This window comes from Thioclava sp. F42-5, from assembly GCF_002213195.1.
In the GTDB taxonomy this organism is placed as follows: domain Bacteria; phylum Pseudomonadota; class Alphaproteobacteria; order Rhodobacterales; family Rhodobacteraceae; genus Thioclava; species Thioclava nitratireducens.
Map to the genome: position 1 here is coordinate 170,271 of NZ_NBNZ01000002.1, position 19,113 is coordinate 189,383.

General features: G+C 65.0%; 17 protein-coding genes and 1 other RNA gene. 11 read left to right on the forward strand and 7 right to left on the reverse strand.

Annotated elements, in window-relative coordinates; translation table 11 throughout:
* The first annotated feature begins 20 nt into the window (after positions 1-20).
* The gene (locus tag B6V74_RS06115; protein WP_075773939.1) at positions 21-392 is read left to right on the forward strand and encodes a hypothetical protein; all 372 of its coding nucleotides are present in this window, start codon (positions 21-23) and stop codon (positions 390-392) included.
* Positions 393-464: 72 nt separating this feature from the next.
* Here the strand turns inward: B6V74_RS06115 and glyA are convergent, their stop codons facing one another.
* Entirely contained in the window at positions 465-1,757 is a 1,293-nt protein-coding gene (gene glyA / locus B6V74_RS06120; RefSeq protein WP_088722290.1) for a serine hydroxymethyltransferase, read from the reverse strand.
* A gap of 157 nt (positions 1,758-1,914) precedes the next feature.
* Here glyA and B6V74_RS06125 point away from each other — a divergent pair, with 157 nt between their 5' ends.
* Positions 1,915-2,679, forward strand: a complete 765-nt coding sequence (locus B6V74_RS06125) for an NAD kinase (protein WP_199224616.1) — start codon at positions 1,915-1,917, stop codon at positions 2,677-2,679.
* A 3-nt stretch (positions 2,680-2,682) separates the two neighbouring features.
* Here B6V74_RS06125 and B6V74_RS06130 read toward each other — a convergent pair whose 3' ends face one another.
* The 4 genes from B6V74_RS06130 to B6V74_RS06145 all read right to left on the reverse strand — a co-directional run bounded on the left by B6V74_RS06130 (position 2,683) and on the right by B6V74_RS06145 (position 10,210).
* Positions 2,683-4,143 carry a sigma-54 dependent transcriptional regulator gene (locus tag B6V74_RS06130; RefSeq protein ID WP_088722291.1) on the reverse strand — a complete coding sequence of 487 codons (1,461 nt, stop codon included), beginning with the start codon at positions 4,141-4,143 and terminating at the stop codon, positions 2,683-2,685.
* Positions 4,130-5,503 (reverse strand): ATP-binding protein, encoded by a 1,374-nt coding sequence (locus B6V74_RS06135; RefSeq protein WP_168184190.1) that lies wholly within the window; start codon positions 5,501-5,503, stop codon positions 4,130-4,132. Before B6V74_RS06135 ends, B6V74_RS06130 begins: the two co-directional genes overlap by 14 nt.
* A 331-nt stretch (positions 5,504-5,834) precedes the next feature.
* Complete coding sequence (locus tag B6V74_RS06140) at positions 5,835-7,727, reverse strand: propionyl-CoA synthetase (RefSeq protein ID WP_088719529.1); 1,893 nt, start codon at positions 7,725-7,727, stop codon at positions 5,835-5,837.
* A 206-nt stretch (positions 7,728-7,933) separates the two neighbouring features.
* Positions 7,934-10,210, reverse strand: a complete 2,277-nt coding sequence (locus tag B6V74_RS06145; protein ID WP_075773943.1) for an NADP-dependent malic enzyme — start codon at positions 10,208-10,210, stop codon at positions 7,934-7,936.
* A gap of 242 nt (positions 10,211-10,452) precedes the next feature.
* On the opposite strand from B6V74_RS06145, the gene B6V74_RS06150 reads away from it, so the two are divergent.
* The 5 genes from B6V74_RS06150 (at position 10,453) to B6V74_RS06170 (ending at position 14,972) form a co-directional block, all read left to right on the forward strand.
* Positions 10,453-10,845 carry a cytidine deaminase gene (locus B6V74_RS06150; protein WP_075773944.1) on the forward strand — a complete coding sequence of 131 codons (393 nt, stop codon included), beginning with the start codon at positions 10,453-10,455 and terminating at the stop codon, positions 10,843-10,845.
* Positions 10,845-12,167 (forward strand): thymidine phosphorylase, encoded by a 1,323-nt coding sequence (locus tag B6V74_RS06155; protein WP_088722293.1) that lies wholly within the window; start codon positions 10,845-10,847, stop codon positions 12,165-12,167. The genes B6V74_RS06150 and B6V74_RS06155 overlap by 1 nt, the downstream gene beginning before the upstream one ends.
* Positions 12,164-13,381, forward strand: a complete 1,218-nt coding sequence (locus B6V74_RS06160) for a phosphopentomutase (protein WP_088722294.1) — start codon at positions 12,164-12,166, stop codon at positions 13,379-13,381. Before B6V74_RS06155 ends, B6V74_RS06160 begins: the two co-directional genes overlap by 4 nt.
* A gap of 11 nt (positions 13,382-13,392) precedes the next feature.
* Positions 13,393-14,025, forward strand: coding sequence for a uracil phosphoribosyltransferase (upp, locus tag B6V74_RS06165; RefSeq protein ID WP_075773947.1), 633 nt, complete (start codon positions 13,393-13,395; stop codon positions 14,023-14,025).
* A gap of 65 nt (positions 14,026-14,090) precedes the next feature.
* Entirely contained in the window at positions 14,091-14,972 is an 882-nt protein-coding gene (locus B6V74_RS06170; protein WP_146694524.1) for an SPOR domain-containing protein, read from the forward strand.
* A gap of 47 nt (positions 14,973-15,019) precedes the next feature.
* Here B6V74_RS06170 and B6V74_RS06175 read toward each other — a convergent pair whose 3' ends face one another.
* Together B6V74_RS06175 and B6V74_RS06180 are read right to left on the reverse strand one after the other, a co-directional pair.
* Positions 15,020-16,039, reverse strand: a complete 1,020-nt coding sequence (locus B6V74_RS06175) for a hypothetical protein (protein ID WP_088722296.1) — start codon at positions 16,037-16,039, stop codon at positions 15,020-15,022.
* A gap of 175 nt (positions 16,040-16,214) precedes the next feature.
* Entirely contained in the window at positions 16,215-16,649 is a 435-nt protein-coding gene (locus B6V74_RS06180; RefSeq protein WP_088722297.1) for a DsrE family protein, read from the reverse strand.
* Between the two features lie 197 nt (positions 16,650-16,846).
* On the opposite strand from B6V74_RS06180, the gene rnpB reads away from it, so the two are divergent.
* From rnpB to rpmG, 4 genes are all read left to right on the forward strand, one after another.
* Positions 16,847-17,261, forward strand: an RNA gene (gene rnpB, locus B6V74_RS06185) — RNase P RNA component class A.
* 195 nt (positions 17,262-17,456) lie between these two features.
* A complete protein-coding gene (locus tag B6V74_RS06190; protein ID WP_075773951.1) occupies positions 17,457-17,840 on the forward strand; it encodes a DUF302 domain-containing protein in 384 nt (127 codons plus the stop codon).
* A gap of 80 nt (positions 17,841-17,920) precedes the next feature.
* The gene (locus B6V74_RS06195; protein WP_088719534.1) at positions 17,921-18,631 is read left to right on the forward strand and encodes a tellurite resistance TerB family protein; all 711 of its coding nucleotides are present in this window, start codon (positions 17,921-17,923) and stop codon (positions 18,629-18,631) included.
* 158 nt (positions 18,632-18,789) lie between these two features.
* Positions 18,790-18,957, forward strand: coding sequence for a 50S ribosomal protein L33 (rpmG, locus tag B6V74_RS06200; protein ID WP_036638206.1), 168 nt, complete (start codon positions 18,790-18,792; stop codon positions 18,955-18,957).
* The last annotated feature ends 156 nt before the right edge of the window (positions 18,958-19,113 follow it).

The following is a 19,113-nucleotide window of genomic DNA, read 5'->3' on the forward strand; positions in this document are numbered from 1 at the left end:
CGCGTAGGGGAGAGGGTCGCATGGGGCCGGAGAAGATAAACGAGATGGTGCGGCAGGTCTCGCGGCTTCTGGCGCAGCGGCTGGGCGCTAAGGGGCCGACGCTCGAGGCGCGGGTCGCCTCGCGGGCCCGGGCGCTGCCGCGCAAGGTGCGCAAGGCGGCGCTGGTGCTGATCGATGCCGAGCGCAAGATGCAGGCCCCCAAAATCGCCCGACAACTGGATGCCCGCCGGGTGGAGGCGGCCTTCGCGACCTGCCGCGATTATCTCGAACCGCTGGGCGCGGCAGAGCGGTTGCGCTCTGCGGCGCTTGGCCTCGCCACGTCGATCGCGGTGATCGTGGTGATCGTGGGCGGCACCTTGCTGGCGGCGATGGTCTGGACCGGGGCGATCTGATCCGCCCGCAATCTCCCACATGAAAAAAGGCCCCCGGAACGCGGGGGCCTTCGTCGTGATCTCGGATCCGGATCAGAGTTCGGGGTAGATAGGGAAGCCGCTCAGCAGGGTCGAGACCTTGGCCTTCACGGCCGCTTCGACCTCGCCATTGCCCTCTTCGCCATTCGCAGCGAGCCCGTCGACCACTTCGACGATCAGCCGTGCGATCTCGCGGAACTCTTCTTCGCCGAAGCCACGGGTCGTGCCCGCCGGGGTGCCCAGACGGATGCCCGAGGTGACCATCGGCTTTTCCGGGTCGAACGGGATGCCGTTCTTGTTGCAGGTGATGTGCGCGCGGCCCAGAGCCTTCTCGGTCGCGTTGCCCTTCACGCCTTTCGGGCGCAGGTCGACCAGCATCACGTGGGTGTCGGTGCCGCCGGTGACGATGTCGAGGCCACCCTTCATCAGCTCGTCGGCCAGCGCCTGAGCGTTCTTCACGACCTGGGCTGCGTAGTTCTTGAACTCGGGGCGCAGCGCTTCGCCGAAGGCCACGGCCTTGCCGGCGATGACATGCATCAGCGGACCGCCCTGAATGCCCGGGAAGATCGCAGAGTTCACCTTCTTCGCAATCTCCTCGTTGTTGGTGAGGATCATGCCGCCACGCGGACCGCGCAACGTCTTGTGCGTCGTGGTGGTCGCGACATCGGCATAGGGGAAGGGCGAGGGGTGCTGACCGCCCGCCACGAGGCCCGCGAAGTGGGCCATGTCGACCATCAGGTAGGCGCCGACCTCGTCCGCGATTTCACGGAACTTGGCGAAGTCGATCTGGCGCGGGATGGCCGAGCCACCGGCGATGATAAGCTTCGGCTTGTGCTCCAGCGCGAGTTCACGGACCTGCTCGTAGTCCAGCAGGCTGTCTTGCTTGCGCACGCCGTACTGGATCGCGTTGAACCACTTGCCCGACTGGTTCGGCTTGGCGCCGTGGGTCAGGTGGCCGCCCGCATCGAGGCTCATGCCGAGGATGGTGTCGCCGGGTTTCAGAAGCGCGGTGAACACGCCCTGGTTCGCCTGGCTGCCCGAGTTCGGCTGGACGTTCGCGAATTCGCAGCCGAAGAGCTGCTTGGCGCGGTCGATCGCGAGGTTCTCCGCGACGTCGACATATTGGCAACCGCCGTAGTAGCGCTTGCCCGGGTACCCTTCGGCGTATTTGTTCGTCATCACCGAACCCTGCGCCTCCATCACCGCCTTCGAGACGATGTTTTCCGAGGCGATCAGTTCGATCTCGTCGCGCTGGCGACCGAGTTCATCGGTGATCGACTTGAACAGTTCGGGGTCACGGCTGGAGAGGCTTTCGGTGAAGAAGCCCGCATCGCGTTGGTCTTTCATGGCCATTCCTCGCAAAGATCCGGTCGCCGACCGTTTAGCGCAGATTTCGCAGGGCTGAAAGCAGACAAACGACCAAATCGGTCATTTCCGCGCCGGATTGACGCTTGTCTTTCGTCCAAGCCCTTGCAACACCTTGGACAAGCAGGAGGACGGCGCGGTGGCGAAGCAATTTACCCATATCCATTTCGCAGCCTCCCATGCCGAGACGGCGCAGAAGGCGCTCGAGGATCTGGTGGCGCGTTACGGGCAGGTGCCGCGCTATGCGGCCGATGTGATCGTGGCGCTTGGCGGTGACGGGTTCATGCTGCAATGCCTCCACGAGGGCACGGGGTTGCCGGTCTACGGGATGAACCGCGGCTCGGTCGGCTTCCTGATGAACGACTATGTCGCCGACGATCTGCCAGAGCGGCTGGAGGCGGCGGAGCAGGCGGTGATCAATCCGCTGTCGATGAAAGCCGAGACCGAAGACGGGATGCTGCACGAAGCGCTCGCCATCAACGAGGTCTCGCTGCTGCGCGCGGGTCCGCAGGCCGCGAAGCTGAAGATCTCGATCAACGGCAAGGTGCGGATGGAAGAACTGGTCTGCGACGGCGCGATCGTCTCCACCCCGGCCGGATCGACCGCCTACAACTTCTCCGCCCACGGGCCGATCCTGCCGATCGGCTCCGACGTGCTGGCGCTGACCGGCATCGCGAGCTTCCGGCCACGTCGCTGGCAGGGCGCGATCCTGCCATCCTCCGCGCTCGTGCGCTTCGACATTCTGGAATCCGACAAGCGACCGGTCATGGCCGATGCGGACAGCCGATCGGTCAAGCCGGTCAAATGGGTCGAGGTGCGCTCCGAGCCGGAGATCGAGCACTGCATCCTCTTCGATCCCGGCCACGGTCTCGAAGAGCGATTGATGCGCGAGCAATTCGCCTGACGCTCAGTCCTTCGACAGCCACGCATCGCGCTTTCGATAGATCGTAGAGGGCGCGACCCCCAGTTCCAGCGCCGCCCGCGGGATAGATCCGTCATGGCGGTCTATCGCGGCTTCGATCGCGGCGCGCTCGATCTCTGCCAGGGTGCGGTTCGCGAAGGGATCGGCGGCTTGCGCGGCGGGCGCGGCGGCGGCGGCCATCGTCGGGTCGAACTCCGGAAGCATATGGGCGCGCAGCACCGGCCCCTCATGCATGACGATCGTCGCGCGGATCACGTTCATGAGTTCGCGCACGTTGCCGGGCCAGGGGCGGTCTTCAAGACGGGCGATCGCTTCGGGCTCGATCTCGCTGAAGCAGCGATCTTCCTCGGAGGCGAACCGCTCCAGCGCCATCCGCGCCAGAGGGCCGATATCCTGCCGGTGCATCCTCAGCGGCGGCATCTCAATCGCGAGCACCACCAGCCGGTAATAGAGGTCTTCGCGGATCGCGCCGCTTTGCAGCAGTGCCGTCGGCGAACTGGTGGCGGCGCAGACGATACGCACGTTGACGTCAATCGCCTGGCTGGCACCGAGCGGTTTGATCTGACCGCTTTGCAAAAACCGCAGCAGCTTGATCTGCGCGGTGGGGGCGAGCTCGCCGATATTGTCGAGCAACAGAGTGCCTCCATCTGCGTCATGGAGCGCACCGGGTTTGTCTTCCAAGGCGCCGGGCAAGGCGCCGCGGCTGTGACCGAACAGCTCGCTGTCGATCCGTTCCGCGGGCAGGGCGCCGCAATCAAGCGCGACGAAGGGGCCGTCGGCGCGGGGGCTCGTGCTGTGAACCGCATGGGCGCAGAGTTCCTTGCCGGTGCCGCTCTCGCCCCAGATATAGACCGGCGCGGTCGAGCGGGCGGCGGCGCGCGTCCGGGCATAGAGCGCGCGCATCTTCGGCGCGCTGCCGATGAACTCCCCGACCGTCCCTTCGACCGCGTTCGCATCGTTGGCATCCGCTCGCAGCGACAGGCTGCGCGCGCTCTCGATGGCGCTTCGGAAGCGCGGTTCGTCGATCGGTTTGACGAGAAAGTCGATCGCGCCCTCCTGCATCGCTCGCACCGCGCGATCGATCGACCGGTCGGCGGTGACCGCGATAATCGCCGTGTAGGGGCGCAGGGCCAGCATCTCCGCGATCAACTCATCGCCATCACGGTCGGGCAGCATCAGATCGAGCAGAACCATGCGGATCGGGTTCTCGCGGAAGATGCGCATCCCTTCCTCGGCGCTTGCCGCGAGATGGGTGACGAAGCCGGCATTGCGCAGATAAGCGTCGTAGATCGCGCGCAGCGATCCGACATCTTCGATCAGAAGGAAATGATCGGCTTCTGCGTCTTCGCCGTCCCGCGCGCGTCGGCCTGACGCGTAAGGCTGGTCGTCCGTCCCCCCGTGCGTCTCGCTGTCCGGGGTCTTCGTATCGGAGTCACTGGGTCTCATGCTGTAAATCAGTCTTCGTGTTCAAATTATTTCGAGTGGTGGCGATCAGCCGGTCGATGAAAATGAGGGCGACACGGCCAAGGGTTTGAATATCTTCATAAGTCCCATGACGGGTAGCGCTGTCAAGCGCCCGTGCTTGCCGCGACAGGGGTGTGTCACCGGCGGCTCCAGCCACGGCACTGAGCTTATGACTAAGTAATTGCAGGGCGCAGAGGTCGAAAGGGGGCAATGCGAGCGAGAGTCCGTGACGTACCGTCTCGAGATCGGCGATCAACTCGCGCCCGAGTCCTGCCGGCAGCGCCTTCTCGGTCAGGCGCAGGTGCGCGAGCAGACCGCGCGGCGGTGTGGTCACCCGCGGCACCGTCGTCGTGCAGCCGGCGTCTTCCAGAGCGCGCAGGATCGGCTGCAGACCCAGCATCGGCTTGAGGAGGCAGGCATCGGCCCCACCCATCTGAGCTCCGCGATGGCCGCTACACTGAATGATCGGAAGGTCCGCCCAAGGCAGCCCGGAGCGGCGAATAGCCGCAATCACCTCGGTGCCGCGGAGACCCGGCATCTCGATGTCCAGCACCGCGAGATCGAACCGTTCGGTCAATAACTGGGCAGCGGCGGTGCCGCCGTTGCTCAACCCTGTCACTTGCGCGCCCAACGCGCTCAGGAACTGTTCGAGCAAGGCGCGGCTCGTCTCGCTGTCGTCCGCGACGAGCACGTTCCATCCGCTGAGATCGGGCAGCGGAGCGTCTGGCATCGTGGAGCCGATATCGACGGGACGGGCGGGAAGCGACACGCGAATTTCGGCGCCACCTTCCAGTCCGTTGGCGAGTTCGATCCGGCCGCCGGCCTCCGCCACCAGCGCGTGGCAGATCGCGAGCCCCAGGCCTTGCCCTTCTGGACTGCGGAACGTCGCGGTCTCGCTGCGTTGCCCCGCGCATGCCGGATCGCTGAGGCGTTCGGCGGGAAAGCCATCCCCCTCGTCCCGCACGGTCAGCAAAAGCCCCTCGGCTTGGTCGAAGTCAAGCGACAGATGGATCGTGCCACGCTGCGCATAGCACAGTGCGTTGCGCATCAGGTTGGCGAAGATGCGGGTGAGCGGCACGCGGTCGATCGCCAGCACCGGCGGAATATCGGGGGACATATGAACTGCGAGCGCCATGCCGCGACCGGAGGCCGCGCTGGTCCAGCGACGGCGCACACGTTCAAGCGCATCGGCGATGACCAAGGGCGGTGTCTCGGAGGGGGTGCCCCGATCGGCTGCGTCATCGCTCTGGACCACGGGCGCACCCGTCACCGCGTCGTCCAGATCGATCAGCTGAGCGAGATCGTTCGCCGCTTCGCGTGCGCGTTGGAGTTGCCCATGCATGCCTCGCCCGCCGGGATCGGCGAGCGCCGCGTCCAATCCGCACATCACATCGGCAAGCGCGGCGCGCAGATCGTGCTGCCATAAAGGCCCCCGATCGCATCGCGATGTCGCGAGAGGGGCTTGGTCAGCGGGGTCTGGTAGCTCTCGGTTCATCAAAATAACCCCTCGATGGATGATTCCGGGGTGCGGTTCTCAAATCAATCTTTGATAGCATAAACAATAACGTAAAGCCGCACCCATTGTGGATGCGGCTTCTTAACTTTCGCGTAAACTTCTAAAGTGGTGCCTATTCGCGTCTCTCACAATCAGCGACGCTTATTATAAGCTTGCCTTACTTTCGGGGATAACCGAGCCCCTTGAGCGCCTCGGTTATCTCGTCGAGGATCGCCGGATCGTCGATGGTGGCAGGCATTTTCCACTCCTGCCCGTCCGCGATCTTCACCATCGTCGCGCGAAGGATCTTGCCAGAGCGGGTCTTTGGCAGCCGATCCACCACAGTGGCGAGCTTGAAGGCCGCGACCGGACCTATCTGTTCGCGCACGCGGCTCACGCATTCCTTGACGATCTCTTCATGCGGGCGGTTGCAGCCAGAACTGAGGCACAGGAAGCCCAGCGGCGTCTGCCCCTTAAGCTCGTCCGCCACGCCGATCACGGCGCATTCGGCGACGTCGGGATGCCCTGCGAGAACCTCCTCCATCGCGCCGGTCGAGAGGCGGTGACCGGCGACGTTGATCACGTCATCGGTGCGCGCCATGATGTAGAGATAGCCATCTTCGTCGACATAGCCCGCGTCGCCCGTCTCGTAATAGCCGGGGAACTGTTCGAGATACGCCTTCTTGAAGCGTGCCTCGGCATTCCACAGCGTCGGCAGCGTGCCCGGAGGCAGCGGCAGCTTGATCGCGATGGCGCCGAGCTGGCCCGCCTCGACCGGGTGGCCGCCCTCGTCGAGCACCTGAATGTCATAGCCCGGCATCGGCACCGAGGGGCTGCCCACCTTGGTCGGCAGTTCCTCGATCCCGATCGGGTTTGCGGCGATGGCCCAGCCGGTCTCGGTCTGCCACCAGTGATCGACCACCGGCACGCCAAGATGTTTCTGCGCCCATTCGACGGTCGCGGGATCGGCCCGTTCGCCTGCGAGGTAGAGTGCCTGCAGGTCGTGCAGCGCATAGCGCTTGATCCATTCGCCATTCGGGTCTTCGCGCTTGATCGCACGCAGCGCCGTGGGGGCGGTGAAGAAGCTCTTGATGCGGTTGTTCTGAATAATCCGCCAGAATACGCCCGGATGCGGCGTACCGATCGGCTTGCCTTCGAAAACCACCGTGGTGGCGCCTGCGATCAGCGGGCCGTAGCAGATGTAGGAGTGACCCACGACCCAGCCGACATCGGACGCCGCCCAGAAACGGTCGCCCGCCTCGATATTGTAGATGTTCTTCATCGACCATTGCAGCGCGACGAGATGGCCGCCGGTATGGCGCACGACGCCCTTCGGCTGTCCGGTCGTGCCCGAGGTGTAGAGGATATAGGCCGGGTGGTTGCCTTCGACCGGCACGCAGTCTGCGGGCTTCACGCCATATTGGAAACCGTGCCACGAGAAGTCGCGCCCCTCGATCAGCTTCGCCACTTCCTGTTCGCGCTGGAAGATGACGCAGAATTCCGGCTTGTGCTCGGCCTGCTCGATCGCCTCGTCGAGAAGCGGCTTGTAATGCACTGTGCGACCCGGCTCGAGACCGCAGCTGGCCGCGATGATCGCCTTGGGGGTGCAGTCGTCGATCCGCACCGCGAGTTCATGCGCCGCGAAGCCGCCGAACACGACCGAATGGACCGCGCCGATCCGGGCGCAGGCGAGCATCGCCTCCAGCGCCTCGGGGATCATCGGCATGTAGATGATGACGCGATCGCCCTTCTCGACGCCGCGCATTTTCAGCGCGCCCGCCAGCGAGGCAACGCGCGTCTGCAATTCCTTGTAGGTGATGCCCTTGGTCGAGTGGGTGATCGGGCTTTCATGCATGATCGCGATCTGATCGCCACGTCCTTCCTCGACATGGCGGTCGACCGCGTTCCAGCAGGTATTGACCATCCCGTCCGAGAACCACTCGTAGAGCGGCGCGTTCCCGTCAAACAGGGCCTTCGAGGGCTTCTCGTCCCAGTCGATCTTCTCGGCGGCGTCCATCCAGAATTTCTCGGGATCGGCCTGCCAGGCGGAATAGACCTCTTTGTAGCCCATGCGAACATCTCCTCCTCAGGAATTTGGAGATGTGTTACGGAGCGGAAACGGCTGACGCAAGAATGTTACCGCGCACAATCCGTTGCCCTGCCAAAAAATTTGCAGAAACCGCGACAAATCGCCCGCAAACTTTTGCAAACTGCGGGCGAGTTTTCAGGTTATTTGCACCCTCGTGGGGGTTTGCAAATTTCGCTGGCGAACGCGACTCAGCTGTAATGCGCCACCGGCGTGCCTGCGATGGCCGACATGTTCAGCAGGCCGCGCGAGGTGATCGAGGGCGTGACGATATGCGCCTTGTTGCCCATCCCCATCAGGATCGGCCCGACTTCCAGACCGCCCGCTTTCATCTTGAGGATGTTGCGCACGCCCGACGCCGCATCGGTATTGGCGAAGACCAGAACGTTGGCCGCCCCCTCGAAGCGCGAATTCGGCATCAGGCGGGCGCGGGTGTCGGGGTCGAGCGCCGCGTCGACATGCATTTCGCCTTCGAAGTCGAAATTCACCTCGCGCTGGATCAGCAGATTCATCGCGGCGCGCATCCGCTCGCCCGAGTCGCTGTCGAGATTGCCGAACTGGCTATGCGAACACAGCGCGATCTTCGGCTTCAGCCCGAAGCGCGAGACGTGCCGCGCCGCGCCGCAGACCGTTTCCATGATCTGCTCCGGCGTCGGGGCGTGATGGACGTGGGTGTCGGCCACGAAAAGCGGGCCGTCCTCCAGGATCATCAGGCTCAGCGCGCCCTGAGGATGGAGCCCGTCGCGGGCAAGGATTTCGCGCACGTATTTCAGGTGCCACAGATACTGCCCGAAGGTGCCGCAGATCAGCGAATCCGCTTCCTCGCGATGGACCATAACGCCGGCAATCGCGGTGGAGTTGGTGCGCATGATCGCACGCGCGAGGTCGGGCGTGACACCGCGGCGGGCCATCAGCTCGTGATAGGTGCCCCAATAGTCGCGGTAACGCGGGTCGTTCTCCGGGTTCACGATCTCGACCGCGCCGAGATCGAGCGGCAGGCCGGCCCGTTCGCAGCGCATCTCGATCACGTCGGGACGACCGATCAGGATCGGCGTGTCGGTGGTTTCCTCGATCATCGCGTTGGCGGCGCGCAGCACCCGCTCGTCCTCGCCCTCGGCGAAAACGATACGGCGGCTCACGGTCGCAGCGGCGTCGAAGACAGGACGCATCAGCAGGGCCGATTTGAACACCGAACTGTCGAGCTGGACCTTGTAGGCATCGAGATCCTCCAGCGGGCGGGTCGCCACGCCGGTCTCCATCGCGGCTCTCGCCACAGCGGAGGCGACGATGCCGATCAGCCGGGGGTCGAACGGCTTGGGGATCAGGTAGTCCACGCCGAAGGTTAGTTTCTCTCCGCGATAGGCGGCGGCGGCTTCGGCGGAGGTGGTCTGCCGCGCGAGTTTGGCGATCCCTTCGACGCAGGCGATCTGCATCTCGTCGTTGATCGTCGTCGCGCCCACATCCAGCGCGCCCCGGAAGATGAACGGGAAGCACAGCACGTTGTTGACCTGGTTCGGGAAATCGCTGCGCCCGGTCGCGATGAGCGCGTCGGGGGCGACCTCGCGGGCGAGATCGGGCAGGATTTCCGGGTTCGGGTTCGCCAGCGCGAAGATGATCGGCTGCTTGGCCATCTTCTGCACCATTTCGGGCTTCAGCACGCCGGGACCGGAAAGGCCGAGGAACATGTCCGCGCCTTCGATCACCTCGTCGAGCGTGCGCAGATCGCTGTCCTGCGCGAATTCGGCCTTCTGCGGCGTCATGTCGGCTTCGCGGCCCTTGTAGACCAGCCCTTCGATATCGCAGAGCCAGACGTTCTCGCGCTTCACGCCCAGCTTCAGCAGCATGTTGAGACAGGCGATGCCCGCCGCCCCGCCGCCGGTCGAGACGATCTTGATGTCCTCGAAGTTCTTCTTCGCGATGCGCAGCGCGTTGGTCGCGGCTGCCCCCACAACGATCGCGGTGCCGTGCTGGTCGTCGTGGAAGACCGGGATGTTCATCTTCTCGCGGCAGATTTTCTCCACGATGAAGCAGTCGGGCGCCTTGATGTCTTCAAGGTTGATCGCGCCGAAAGAGGGCTCGAGCGCGCAGACGATCTCGGCCAGCTTCTCGGGGTCATTCTGGTTCACCTCGATGTCGAACGCGTCGATATTGGCGAATTTCTTGAAAAGAACCGCTTTGCCTTCCATCACCGGTTTCGCGGCGAGCGGGCCGATATTGCCCAGGCCCAGCACCGCCGAGCCGTTGGTGACGACAGCCACCAGGTTGCCCCGCGCGGTGTAGTCATGCGCGGTGTCGGGATCTTCCTTGATGGCGAGGCTCGCCTCGGCCACGCCGGGCGAATAGGCGCGGGCCAGATCGCGGCCGTTCGCGAGCGGCTTCGTCGCACGAATTTCCAGTTTTCCGGGTTTCGGCTTGGCGTGATATTCCAGTGCCGACTGACGCAGGGTGTCCTGACGCGCCTCTTCCATGAGATCCTCCCCGAACTGGTTTAGCGCTAAACTAATTTTTCGCGCGCGATTCTCCCGCCGTTCTAGATAGCACGAAGGGAGTGATTGCAACCCCTGCGAATTACGTTGCGGCATGAACTCCGCGCGAGGCGGACGGGTGGCGCGAGGTGAGCGCTTGCATCCGGAGCAGGTGCGGCGCAGGATCGGGAGAACTCAACCGGCTGGACAAATTTTACGCTCCGGCCACGGACCGGAGACCGCCGATGTCGCTGCTCGATTCTGCCCGTCAGGTGCGCGAAAACGCCTATGCGCCCTATTCGAAATTCAAGGTCGGTGCGGCGGTGCGCGGGGCGTCCGGCACCATCTATAGCGGCGTGAATGTCGAGAACGTGGCCTATCCCGAAGGCACCTGTGCCGAGGCCGGCGCGATCGCCGCGATGGTGGCCGCGGGCGAGACCGAGATCACCGAGGTCGCCGTGATTGCCGACAGCCCGACGCCGGTCCCGCCCTGTGGCGGCTGCCGTCAGAAGCTGGCGGAATTCGCGCGTCACGACACGCCGGTGACGCTGGCCACGACCGAGGGCGAGCGACTCGATACGACGGTGGGCGATCTGCTGCCCGGTCGCTTCGATATGAGCCATATGGAAAACACCTGATGGATGCCCGCAGCATTATCCAATCGGTGCGCGACGGCAAAAGCTTGAGCGCAGATCAAGCCCAATGGTTCGCGCGCGGTCTGGCCGACGGCTCGGTCTCCGATGCGCAGGCGGGGGCCTTCGCGATGGCCGTTCTGCTGAAAGGTATCGGCACCGACGGTCGTGTGGCGCTGACGCAGGCGATGCGCGATTCCGGCGAGGTGCTGCGCTGGGATATGCCCGGCCCGGTCATCGACAAACACTCGACCGGCGGGGTGGGGGATTCCGTCTCGCTGCTGCTTGCGCCCGCGCTGGCGGCCTGTGGCTGCTACGTGCCGATGATCTCGGGGCGGGGCTTGGGCCATACCGGCGGCACGCTCGACAAGATGGAAGCGATACCCGGCTATGACGCGACCCCCGGTATCGGCGCGTTGCGCAAGGTCGTGGGCGAGGTCGGCTGCGCCATCGTCGGCGCGACGGGCGAGATCGCCCCGGCCGACAAGCGCCTCTACGGGATCCGCGACATCTCGGGCACGGTCGAGAGCATCGACCTGATCACCGCGTCGATCCTGTCGAAGAAGCTGGCCGCCGGGCTCGAAGGGCTGATCCTCGACGTCAAGGTCGGCTCGGGCGCGTTCATGGCGCGGCCCGAGGATGCGAAGGCGCTGGCGCAGAGCCTCGTCGCCACCGCGAACGGTGCGGGCTGCAAGACTACGGCGCTGATCACCGACATGGACCAGCCGCTGGGTCATTCGGCGGGCAATGCGCTGGAAGTGATCGAGGTGATGGAGACGCTGACCGGCACCGGTGTGAACGAGGCGCTTTGGGACGTGACCGCGGCTCTGGGCGGCGAGGCGTTGGTTCTCGCGGGGTTGGCCAAGGACGCGGTCGACGGCACGGCGCGGATCGACGAGGTGCTCAGCAACGGGCGCGCGGTCGAGGTGTTCGGCAAGATGGTCGCCGCGTTGGGTGGCCCGAGCGATTTCGTCGAACGTTTCCCCGACCGACTGCCCTCCGCCCCGGTGATCCGCGCCGTGGAGGCCCCGCGCGCAGGCTTCGTCAGCCGCATCGACACCCGCGCGGTGGGCGAAGCGGTGGTGCATCTGGGCGGCGGGCGTCTGGTCGGCACCGACAGGATCAATCCCTCGGTCGGGCTGTGGGAGATCGTCTCGCTGGGCGACGACGTGACATCGGGCGAACCGCTGGTGACGATCCATGCCGCGAATGATCGCGACGCCGATGCCGCCGAAGCGGCCCTTCTGGCTGCGATCGACCTGAGCGACGAGGCCCCCGAAGAGCCGCCCCTGATCCACGAACGTATCGGCCCGGAGGATGTGCAATGAGCCGCGCCTTTCTGATCGTCATGGACAGCGTCGGGATCGGCGGCGCGCCCGATGCGGATCGTTTCTTCAACGACGGCGCGCCGGATACGGGCGCGAATACCGTGGGCCATATCGCGCAGGCCTGCGCCGAAGGACGGGCAGAGGAGGGCCGCTCGGGGCCGCTGAAGATGCCGACATTGGCCGGTCTGGGGCTGGGCGCTGCGGTGAAGCTCGCCTCGGGCGAGGATGCGCCGGGGCTGATGGCCGAACCTGTCGGGCTCTGGGGCGCGGCCACCGAGGTCTCTCCCGGCAAGGACACGCCCTCGGGCCATTGGGAACTGGCTGGTGTGCCGGTGCCGTGGGAATGGCATTACTTCCCGGACAAGGAGAACAGCTTCCCGCCGGATCTCGTCGCGAAAGCCTGCGAGATCGCTGGGACCGACGGCATCCTCGGCAATTGCCACGCCTCGGGCACGAACATCATCGAGGAACTGGGCGACGAGCATATCCGCACCGGCTGGCCGATCTGTTACACCTCTGCCGATAGCGTGTTCCAGATTGCAGCCCATGAAGAGCATTTCGGCCTCGACCGCCTTCTGAAGCTCTGCGAGGGGCTCGCGCCGACGCTGCATGCGATGAAGGTGGGGCGCGTGATTGCGCGGCCGTTCATCGGCGAGAATGGCGAGTTCACCCGCACCCCGAACCGCCGCGATTACGCGATCCCGGCACCGTCGCCGACGCTACTAGACTGGGCCTATGACGCGGGCCGCGTGACACATGCGATCGGCAAGATCGGGGATATCTTCTCGCATCGCGGCATCACCCATCTGCACAAGGGCAAGGGCGATGCCGATCTGGCCGATCACTTGATCCGGCTGACGGGTGAGGCTGAGGAGGGCTCGCTCACCTTCGCCAATTTCGTCGAGTTCGACAGCCTCTACGGCCATCGCCGCGACGTCTCGGGTTATGCCCGCGCGCTGGAATGGTTCGACACGGTGGCGGAGCAATTTCTCGACCGCCTGCAACCGGGCGATCTGGCGATCTTCACCGCCGATCACGGCAATGATCCAAGCTGGCGCGGCACCGATCACACCCGCGAACGCGTGCCTGTTCTGGGCGCGGGCCCGGGTATCGGGTCGCGCAGCGTGGGGAATGTGGGCTATGTCGACCTAGCGGCCTCGCTCGCCACGCATCTGAACATTCCGGCGCAAGGGCCGGGCAAAAGCTTTCTGTGAGGGACAAGACCATGAGTGACCATCTGACCGTCGTCAAACATCCGCTGGTGCAGCACAAACTGACCCTGATGCGCGAGAAGGACACCTCGACCGCGTCCTTCCGTCGTCTGCTGCGCGAGATCAGCCTGCTGCTGGCCTACGAGATCACGTCGGAGCTGGAGCTGACCTCGAAGAACATCGAGACGCCGCTTCAGGAAATGGACGCGCCGATCCTCGCGGGCAAGAAGCTCGCGCTGGTCTCGATCCTGCGGGCGGGCAACGGTCTGCTGGATGGGGTGCTGGAACTGGTGCCGGCGGCGCGCGTGGGGTTCGTCGGTCTCTACCGTGACCCCGAGACGCTGAAGCCGGTCGAGTATTACTGCAAGCTGCCGAGCGAGCTCGAAGATCGTCTGACCATCGTGGTCGACCCGATGCTGGCCACCGGCAACTCCTCGGTCGCGGCGATCGACCTGATCAAGGAAAAGGGCGCGAAGAACATCCGCTTCATGTGCCTGCTGGCCGCCCCCGAGGGCGTCGCGCGCATGAAAGAGGCGCACCCGGACGTGCCGATCGTGACCGCCGCGCTCGACGAGAAGCTCAACGAGCACGCCTATATCGTGCCGGGTCTGGGCGACGCGGGCGACCGGATGTTCGGGACGAAGTAAGGGCAACGTCCTTTACTCAAAGGAAAACCCGGCTATCCTCCCCCTAGATAGTTTAGGGGTTGTATATGCGATTGAACGCAGGAGCAGCGGTCGGTCTGGCCGCAATTCTCACGCTGGGGCTGGGAGGCTTCGCATCGGAATTGCGGGCGCAGCAATATGCGCCCGCCGAGATGCCCCCGGCAAGCTATACCGAGCCGCAATATGTCGACAGCGAGGGCTGCGTCTTCGTGCGCGCCGACTATGGTGGTGCCGTGCGCTGGGTGCCACGAATGAATAGCGACCGCGGCATCGTCTGCGGCTATAAGCCTACTGTGACGCTGGCGGCGAAGCCTGCAACTGCGAAACCTGCCACCCGGGCGAAGGTGGCAACGCGCGCTCCCTATTCGCCGACCCCTGCGTCCCCGCCCGCGCCGCGCGACAGCGCGCGCGTGTCGCACAGGGTGAGCGTCGGTGGGCTCGCCCCGATCGTAACCCGCGCGCCCCAGCCGGAAAACGGCTGGACGAATGCCTTCGAGGACGGGCGCCTCAACCCCTATCGCGGTCCACGCACCGTCCAGGGCAACGAACAGATGCGGGCGCGCTGGACCGAGGAGACGCCGATGCAGCTACGGCCCACCGCGACGCCCGATCAGGTCTATGTCGAAAGCTCTCACCCGCCGGTGCCGAAAACCCGGATCGTGGTGGTGCCGACCGTCACTGTGTCGAACAAATCGGTCGCGCCGGTCAGCTCGAATGGCAAGCAATATGTGCAGGTCGGCAGCTTCGCCAATGTCGCGAATGTTGCGACCGCGACGAAGCGTCTGCAGGCGCTGGGCCTGCCGGTCGCGACGTCCAAGACGCAGGAGCTGACTGTGGTCTATGCCGGGCCGTTCTACGATACCGCGAAGCTGAACTCGGCGCTGGCCTCGGCGCGTCGAGCGGGCTTTCCCGATGCGCTCGTGCGCTGAGGAAGTATGGACCGAAGCAAGATCGAGCGGCCCTTCGGGGCCGTTTTTCATTGCGCTGAGCAGATATCCTGCAGGGCCACCCATTGCGCATCTTCGAGAACCGGCTCCGGCGCGGGCTGGCCCTTGAACGGATCGGCCTCGATCAGGCCCAGCACGGACTCTCCGGTCGGGTCGAGCGCGTAGGCGTAGGGCGTCGCGCTGACCCCGGCCTCGCGGAAGGCGCGCAGAAGCGTGTCGCCATCGGCGCGAGCAGGCGGACGCTGCAACAGGTCCTGCGCATACTCGGCCAGTCCGCTTTCGGGAAGGTCGCCCGTCGTCAGCAGCCGCAGCGCCGCCGCGGGCCCGAGACGATCGAGCATCCGGTGCAGCGGGCGTTCTCCGGCGGCGCTGTTCTGCGCGGCGATGATGTAGCCCGCGACGACCTCGGGCGTGTCCGGCCCGTTGATCGTGTCGCGACCGACCACGGTCATCCCGCCGGGCAACAGCCGCGCTCCTTCGAGCGCCTGCGGCAGGACCGCGATCGCCGATTGTCCGGGCAGTCGCTCGGCGAGGGCCGAGAGCGCGCGATCGCCGCCGGGGCTGTGACAGGCAGCGCCCGTCATCTTTACCATCTCCGACAGCAGCTTACGCCCGATCTCGACGCGCTTTGCCTGGGGTGCGACGCGCGCGGCATGATCGACCAGCGCCGAGGGTAGCCAGAACAGCGCCACCGCGCCGACTGCCAGCAGAACCGCCCCGATGAGCACGCCGCGCAGCCGCCCCGGATGCGGGCGCTGTGCGGCGATCATCGCGTGAACCTTCTCGATCGCGGCGATCATCGTTTCGTCTTCGACCTCGAGCTCTTCGCCCGGCTCCTCGGATGGGGCGAAGATCGCGGGGCGCTTGCCGGGGTTGCGACGGTGCATCGCGGGCAGCGACCAGTGTGCGAGTGCCGTGCCGGAGCGCACCTCCGACAGCACAAGCGTCGCGTCGCCCAGCGAGAGGATCACCTCGCGGCGTTGTGCGTCCGCATCGGGACGCCATATGCCGATCGCCTCGAGGCGCTCATATTCGGAAAGGGCGGTCATGCGGGCCCGTTACTGCTCTTGTTTGTCAAGAGGATAGCCGATCCTGCCGGGGGGTCAATCAAACAGCCCTGCCTGCAACGTAAGCCGCCCCGCACGGAAGGCCGAGCGGGGCGATCTGGGGCGCAATTCAGAGTGGAGTGCGCGGGATGCGTGGTGCTGCCCGCGCTCTCGTCCGTCAGGGGCGCAGATAGGCGTAACCGTCGCGCTGCAGATCGACGAGGTAGGCCGCGCCGGACGGGACGATCTCCGCCTCTTCGACCATCGGAGGCTCCTTGCCGAGCTTCTTCGTCATACCGGCGAGCGTGTTGGCGCAGGCGCGGAAATGGATCGGCTGGCCCAGCATCGCCATTTCCTCGATCCGGGCTTTCACCGGCGAGGTATCGGCGCGCAGCATGTTGAGACCGGGCCCGTAGGTGACCAGCTCGATCTGCACGTCTTCGCCCTGGTCCTTGTAGTATTGGATCATGTTGAGCGCGTTGTTGAGCGCCATGTTCATCACTTGTGGGTCGGCGCTGTTGACCTGAATCGCGATCTTCTCGTTCGCCATCGCGGGCAACGCCCAAACCATCGCCGCGAGCGCTAGCCCGAGGCGCAGTCCTCCCTTTTCCATCGTGATCTCCCTTTCACTTCAATGGAAGCTCAGCCTCGACGTGCCGGGGTCGAAAAGCAAGCGATTGCACGGATCGCTCCGCAAATTTCACGTCCTCGTGATGGATGGCTGGCGCTCTCGGCCCGGCTACGGGCGCGCGCGGTGCGCCCATCCGGGCGATTGACCGCATGAGTGCGAATGTCTATCTGCTGCCTTGCGCGGATGGCTGGATGGCCGCGAGCGCCCGTAGCCCCGCGCAATGCGGGCAGCCGGGTGCCCGAGGAAAGTCCGGACTCCATGAAGCAACGGTGCCGGGTAACGCCCGGGCGGGGAAACTCGACGGAAAGCGCCACAGAAAACAGACCGCCCCGGTTTCGGCCGGGGTCAGGGTGAAACGGTGGGGTAAGAGCCCACCGCGGGACTGGCAACAGGACCGGCACGGCAAGCCCCACCGGGAGCAACGCCGAATAGGGATCGTGTGCTGCGCCGCTTGCGGTGATGGCAGGGGAGCTTCGCCCCGAGCGATCCGGGTTGGCGGCTGGACCCTGCGAGCAATCGCAGGGCGAGAGGAATGGTCATCCACGGGGGCGCGAGCCCCCGGGACAAAATCCGGCTTACAGGCCGTCCGCGCAAATTCCGCTTCCACTATCGCCAGAAAACGCGGGCATGGAACAAGCTCCCACCCGCACGGGTTCCCGCCATTGCGGCACAGCGAGCGCGCGTTGAAGCACAGGCCTCGCCATGATCGTGACTTGCGTTTCGGACCGAATTAACCACGCTCGAAGCAAAGGCAAACAAAGCTGAGACGAACAGGGGAGAGAGATTGCCATGGGCTATACGATCGACAAGGTGATGACCGGGGCATTCGACGAGGTCGAGGCGAAAGTGCGCGAGGGATTGGCTGATGCGGGCTTCGGCGTGCTGACCGAGATCAACGTCTCGGCCACGATGAAGGCCAAGCTCGACAAGGACATGCCGCGCTACAAAATCCTCGGTGCCTGCAACCCGAAGTTGGCCTACGAGGCGATCGGCTTCGCGCCACGGATCGGGGCGATGCTGCCCTGCAACGTGGTCCTGCGCGAGGTCGAAAACGGGATCGAGGTCAGCGCGGTCGACCCGGTGGCTTCGATGCTGGCGGTCGAGAACGACGATCTCGTGGAAGTCGCCAGCCAGGTGCGCCAGATGCTCGCCGACGTGATCGCCAAACTGTAGACCGCACGAGTTTTTTCTAGCCAAGCGCGCCGACGCGCGCGAAGCTGTCGCAACAGGAAACCGAATTTCGGGGGAATGATATGAGCTTCGTGAAGACATTGGCCACGCTCGCGGTGGGCTTCGCCGCTGCCAAGGGCGTGGAGCGTTTCAACAAGATGGGCGGTCTCGACGGCATGAAGGACGCGCTCGGCAAGGCGGGCGAACCCGGCGGTATGGGTGACCAGATGGGCGAGTGGGCCGAGAAGATGGGCATGCCCGGCGGCAAGGAGACCGTGCGCGGTCTGTTCGGCCAGTTCGGCTCTCAGGCGGCCTCCGCGACGGCTGCGACCGAGGCGGGACTGGGCGCGCTGATCGGCGCCATGACCGGCGCTGCGAAGACGGGCGCGGGCAATATCTCGGAAATGCTCGGCGCCGTGACCTCCGGCACGCCGGTCAACGCGATGATGGAAGATCAGGCCAAGCTGATGATCCGCGCAATGATTCAGGCCGCGAAAGCCGATGGCGAGATCGACGACAAAGAGCGGCAGACCATTCTCGATCACCTGTCCGATGCCTCCGATGAGGAAATCGCCTTCGTGAAGGCCGAACTCGACGGCCCGATCGACATCACCGCTCTGGCCAATGCCACCTCGGATCACATGAAGTCGCAGGTCTATTCCGCAGCGCTTCTTCCGATCACAGTCGATACCGAGGCGGAGAAGCAATATCTGGCGAATCTGGCTGCCGCGCTGGGCCTCGAGACGGAGAAAGTCGCCCAGATCCACGAGACGATGGGCAAGCCGCTGATCTGAGCGGAGAGAGCCTTCCGGCTTTATGGGGCGCGGGCGAAGAATTTTCAGCTTGCGGCCCGGTTTGCCGGTTGACTCCGCATCGCGCATCGCTAAAAGGCGGGCTTCAAGGATTCCGCGGGTGCGTAGTTTTTTCGATGCCCGGAGCTAGGAGATAGACAATGGCGAAGCCGACGACGATCAAGATCCGTCTGAACTCGACGGCGGGCACCGGGCACTTCTATGTGACCAAGAAGAACGCCCGCACCATGACCGAAAAGATGACCGTGAACAAATACGATCCGGTCGCGCGCAAGCACGTCGAATACAAGGAAGGCAAGATCAAGTAAGATCGCCTGACCTTGACGGTTAGAAGGCCGTGCCTCTGGGCACGGCCTTTTTCTTTTTGTATTGGAATTGGAAGCTGGCTGCCCGGATCAGCCGCGAAGCGGCCCGGGCCGCGCCCGACCTCCCCCGGGGAGGGCGCATTGGCGATGTTGTCACGG

Coding starts and splice junctions, on each gene's coding strand:
- B6V74_RS06180 (WP_088722297.1), bottom strand. CDS start 16,649: ATGGAAAAGGGAGGACTGCGCCTCGGGCTAGCGCTCGCGGCGATGGTT.
- B6V74_RS06115 (WP_075773939.1), top strand. CDS start 21: ATGGGGCCGGAGAAGATAAACGAGATGGTGCGGCAGGTCTCGCGGCTT.
- B6V74_RS06135 (WP_168184190.1), bottom strand. CDS start 5,503: ATGCATGGGCAACTCCAACGCGCACGCGAAGCGGCGAACGATCTCGCT.
- B6V74_RS06155 (WP_088722293.1), top strand. CDS start 10,845: ATGGATGCCCGCAGCATTATCCAATCGGTGCGCGACGGCAAAAGCTTG.
- B6V74_RS06140 (WP_088719529.1), bottom strand. CDS start 7,727: ATGGGCTACAAAGAGGTCTATTCCGCCTGGCAGGCCGATCCCGAGAAA.
- B6V74_RS06145 (WP_075773943.1), bottom strand. CDS start 10,210: ATGGAAGAGGCGCGTCAGGACACCCTGCGTCAGTCGGCACTGGAATAT.
- B6V74_RS06160 (WP_088722294.1), top strand. CDS start 12,164: ATGAGCCGCGCCTTTCTGATCGTCATGGACAGCGTCGGGATCGGCGGC.
- glyA (WP_088722290.1), bottom strand. CDS start 1,757: ATGAAAGACCAACGCGATGCGGGCTTCTTCACCGAAAGCCTCTCCAGC.
- B6V74_RS06170 (WP_146694524.1), top strand. CDS start 14,091: ATGCGATTGAACGCAGGAGCAGCGGTCGGTCTGGCCGCAATTCTCACG.
- B6V74_RS06150 (WP_075773944.1), top strand. CDS start 10,453: ATGTCGCTGCTCGATTCTGCCCGTCAGGTGCGCGAAAACGCCTATGCG.
- B6V74_RS06190 (WP_075773951.1), top strand. CDS start 17,457: ATGGGCTATACGATCGACAAGGTGATGACCGGGGCATTCGACGAGGTC.
- upp (WP_075773947.1), top strand. CDS start 13,393: ATGAGTGACCATCTGACCGTCGTCAAACATCCGCTGGTGCAGCACAAA.
- rpmG (WP_036638206.1), top strand. CDS start 18,790: ATGGCGAAGCCGACGACGATCAAGATCCGTCTGAACTCGACGGCGGGC.
- B6V74_RS06195 (WP_088719534.1), top strand. CDS start 17,921: ATGAGCTTCGTGAAGACATTGGCCACGCTCGCGGTGGGCTTCGCCGCT.
- B6V74_RS06130 (WP_088722291.1), bottom strand. CDS start 4,143: ATGAGACCCAGTGACTCCGATACGAAGACCCCGGACAGCGAGACGCAC.
- B6V74_RS06175 (WP_088722296.1), bottom strand. CDS start 16,039: ATGACCGCCCTTTCCGAATATGAGCGCCTCGAGGCGATCGGCATATGG.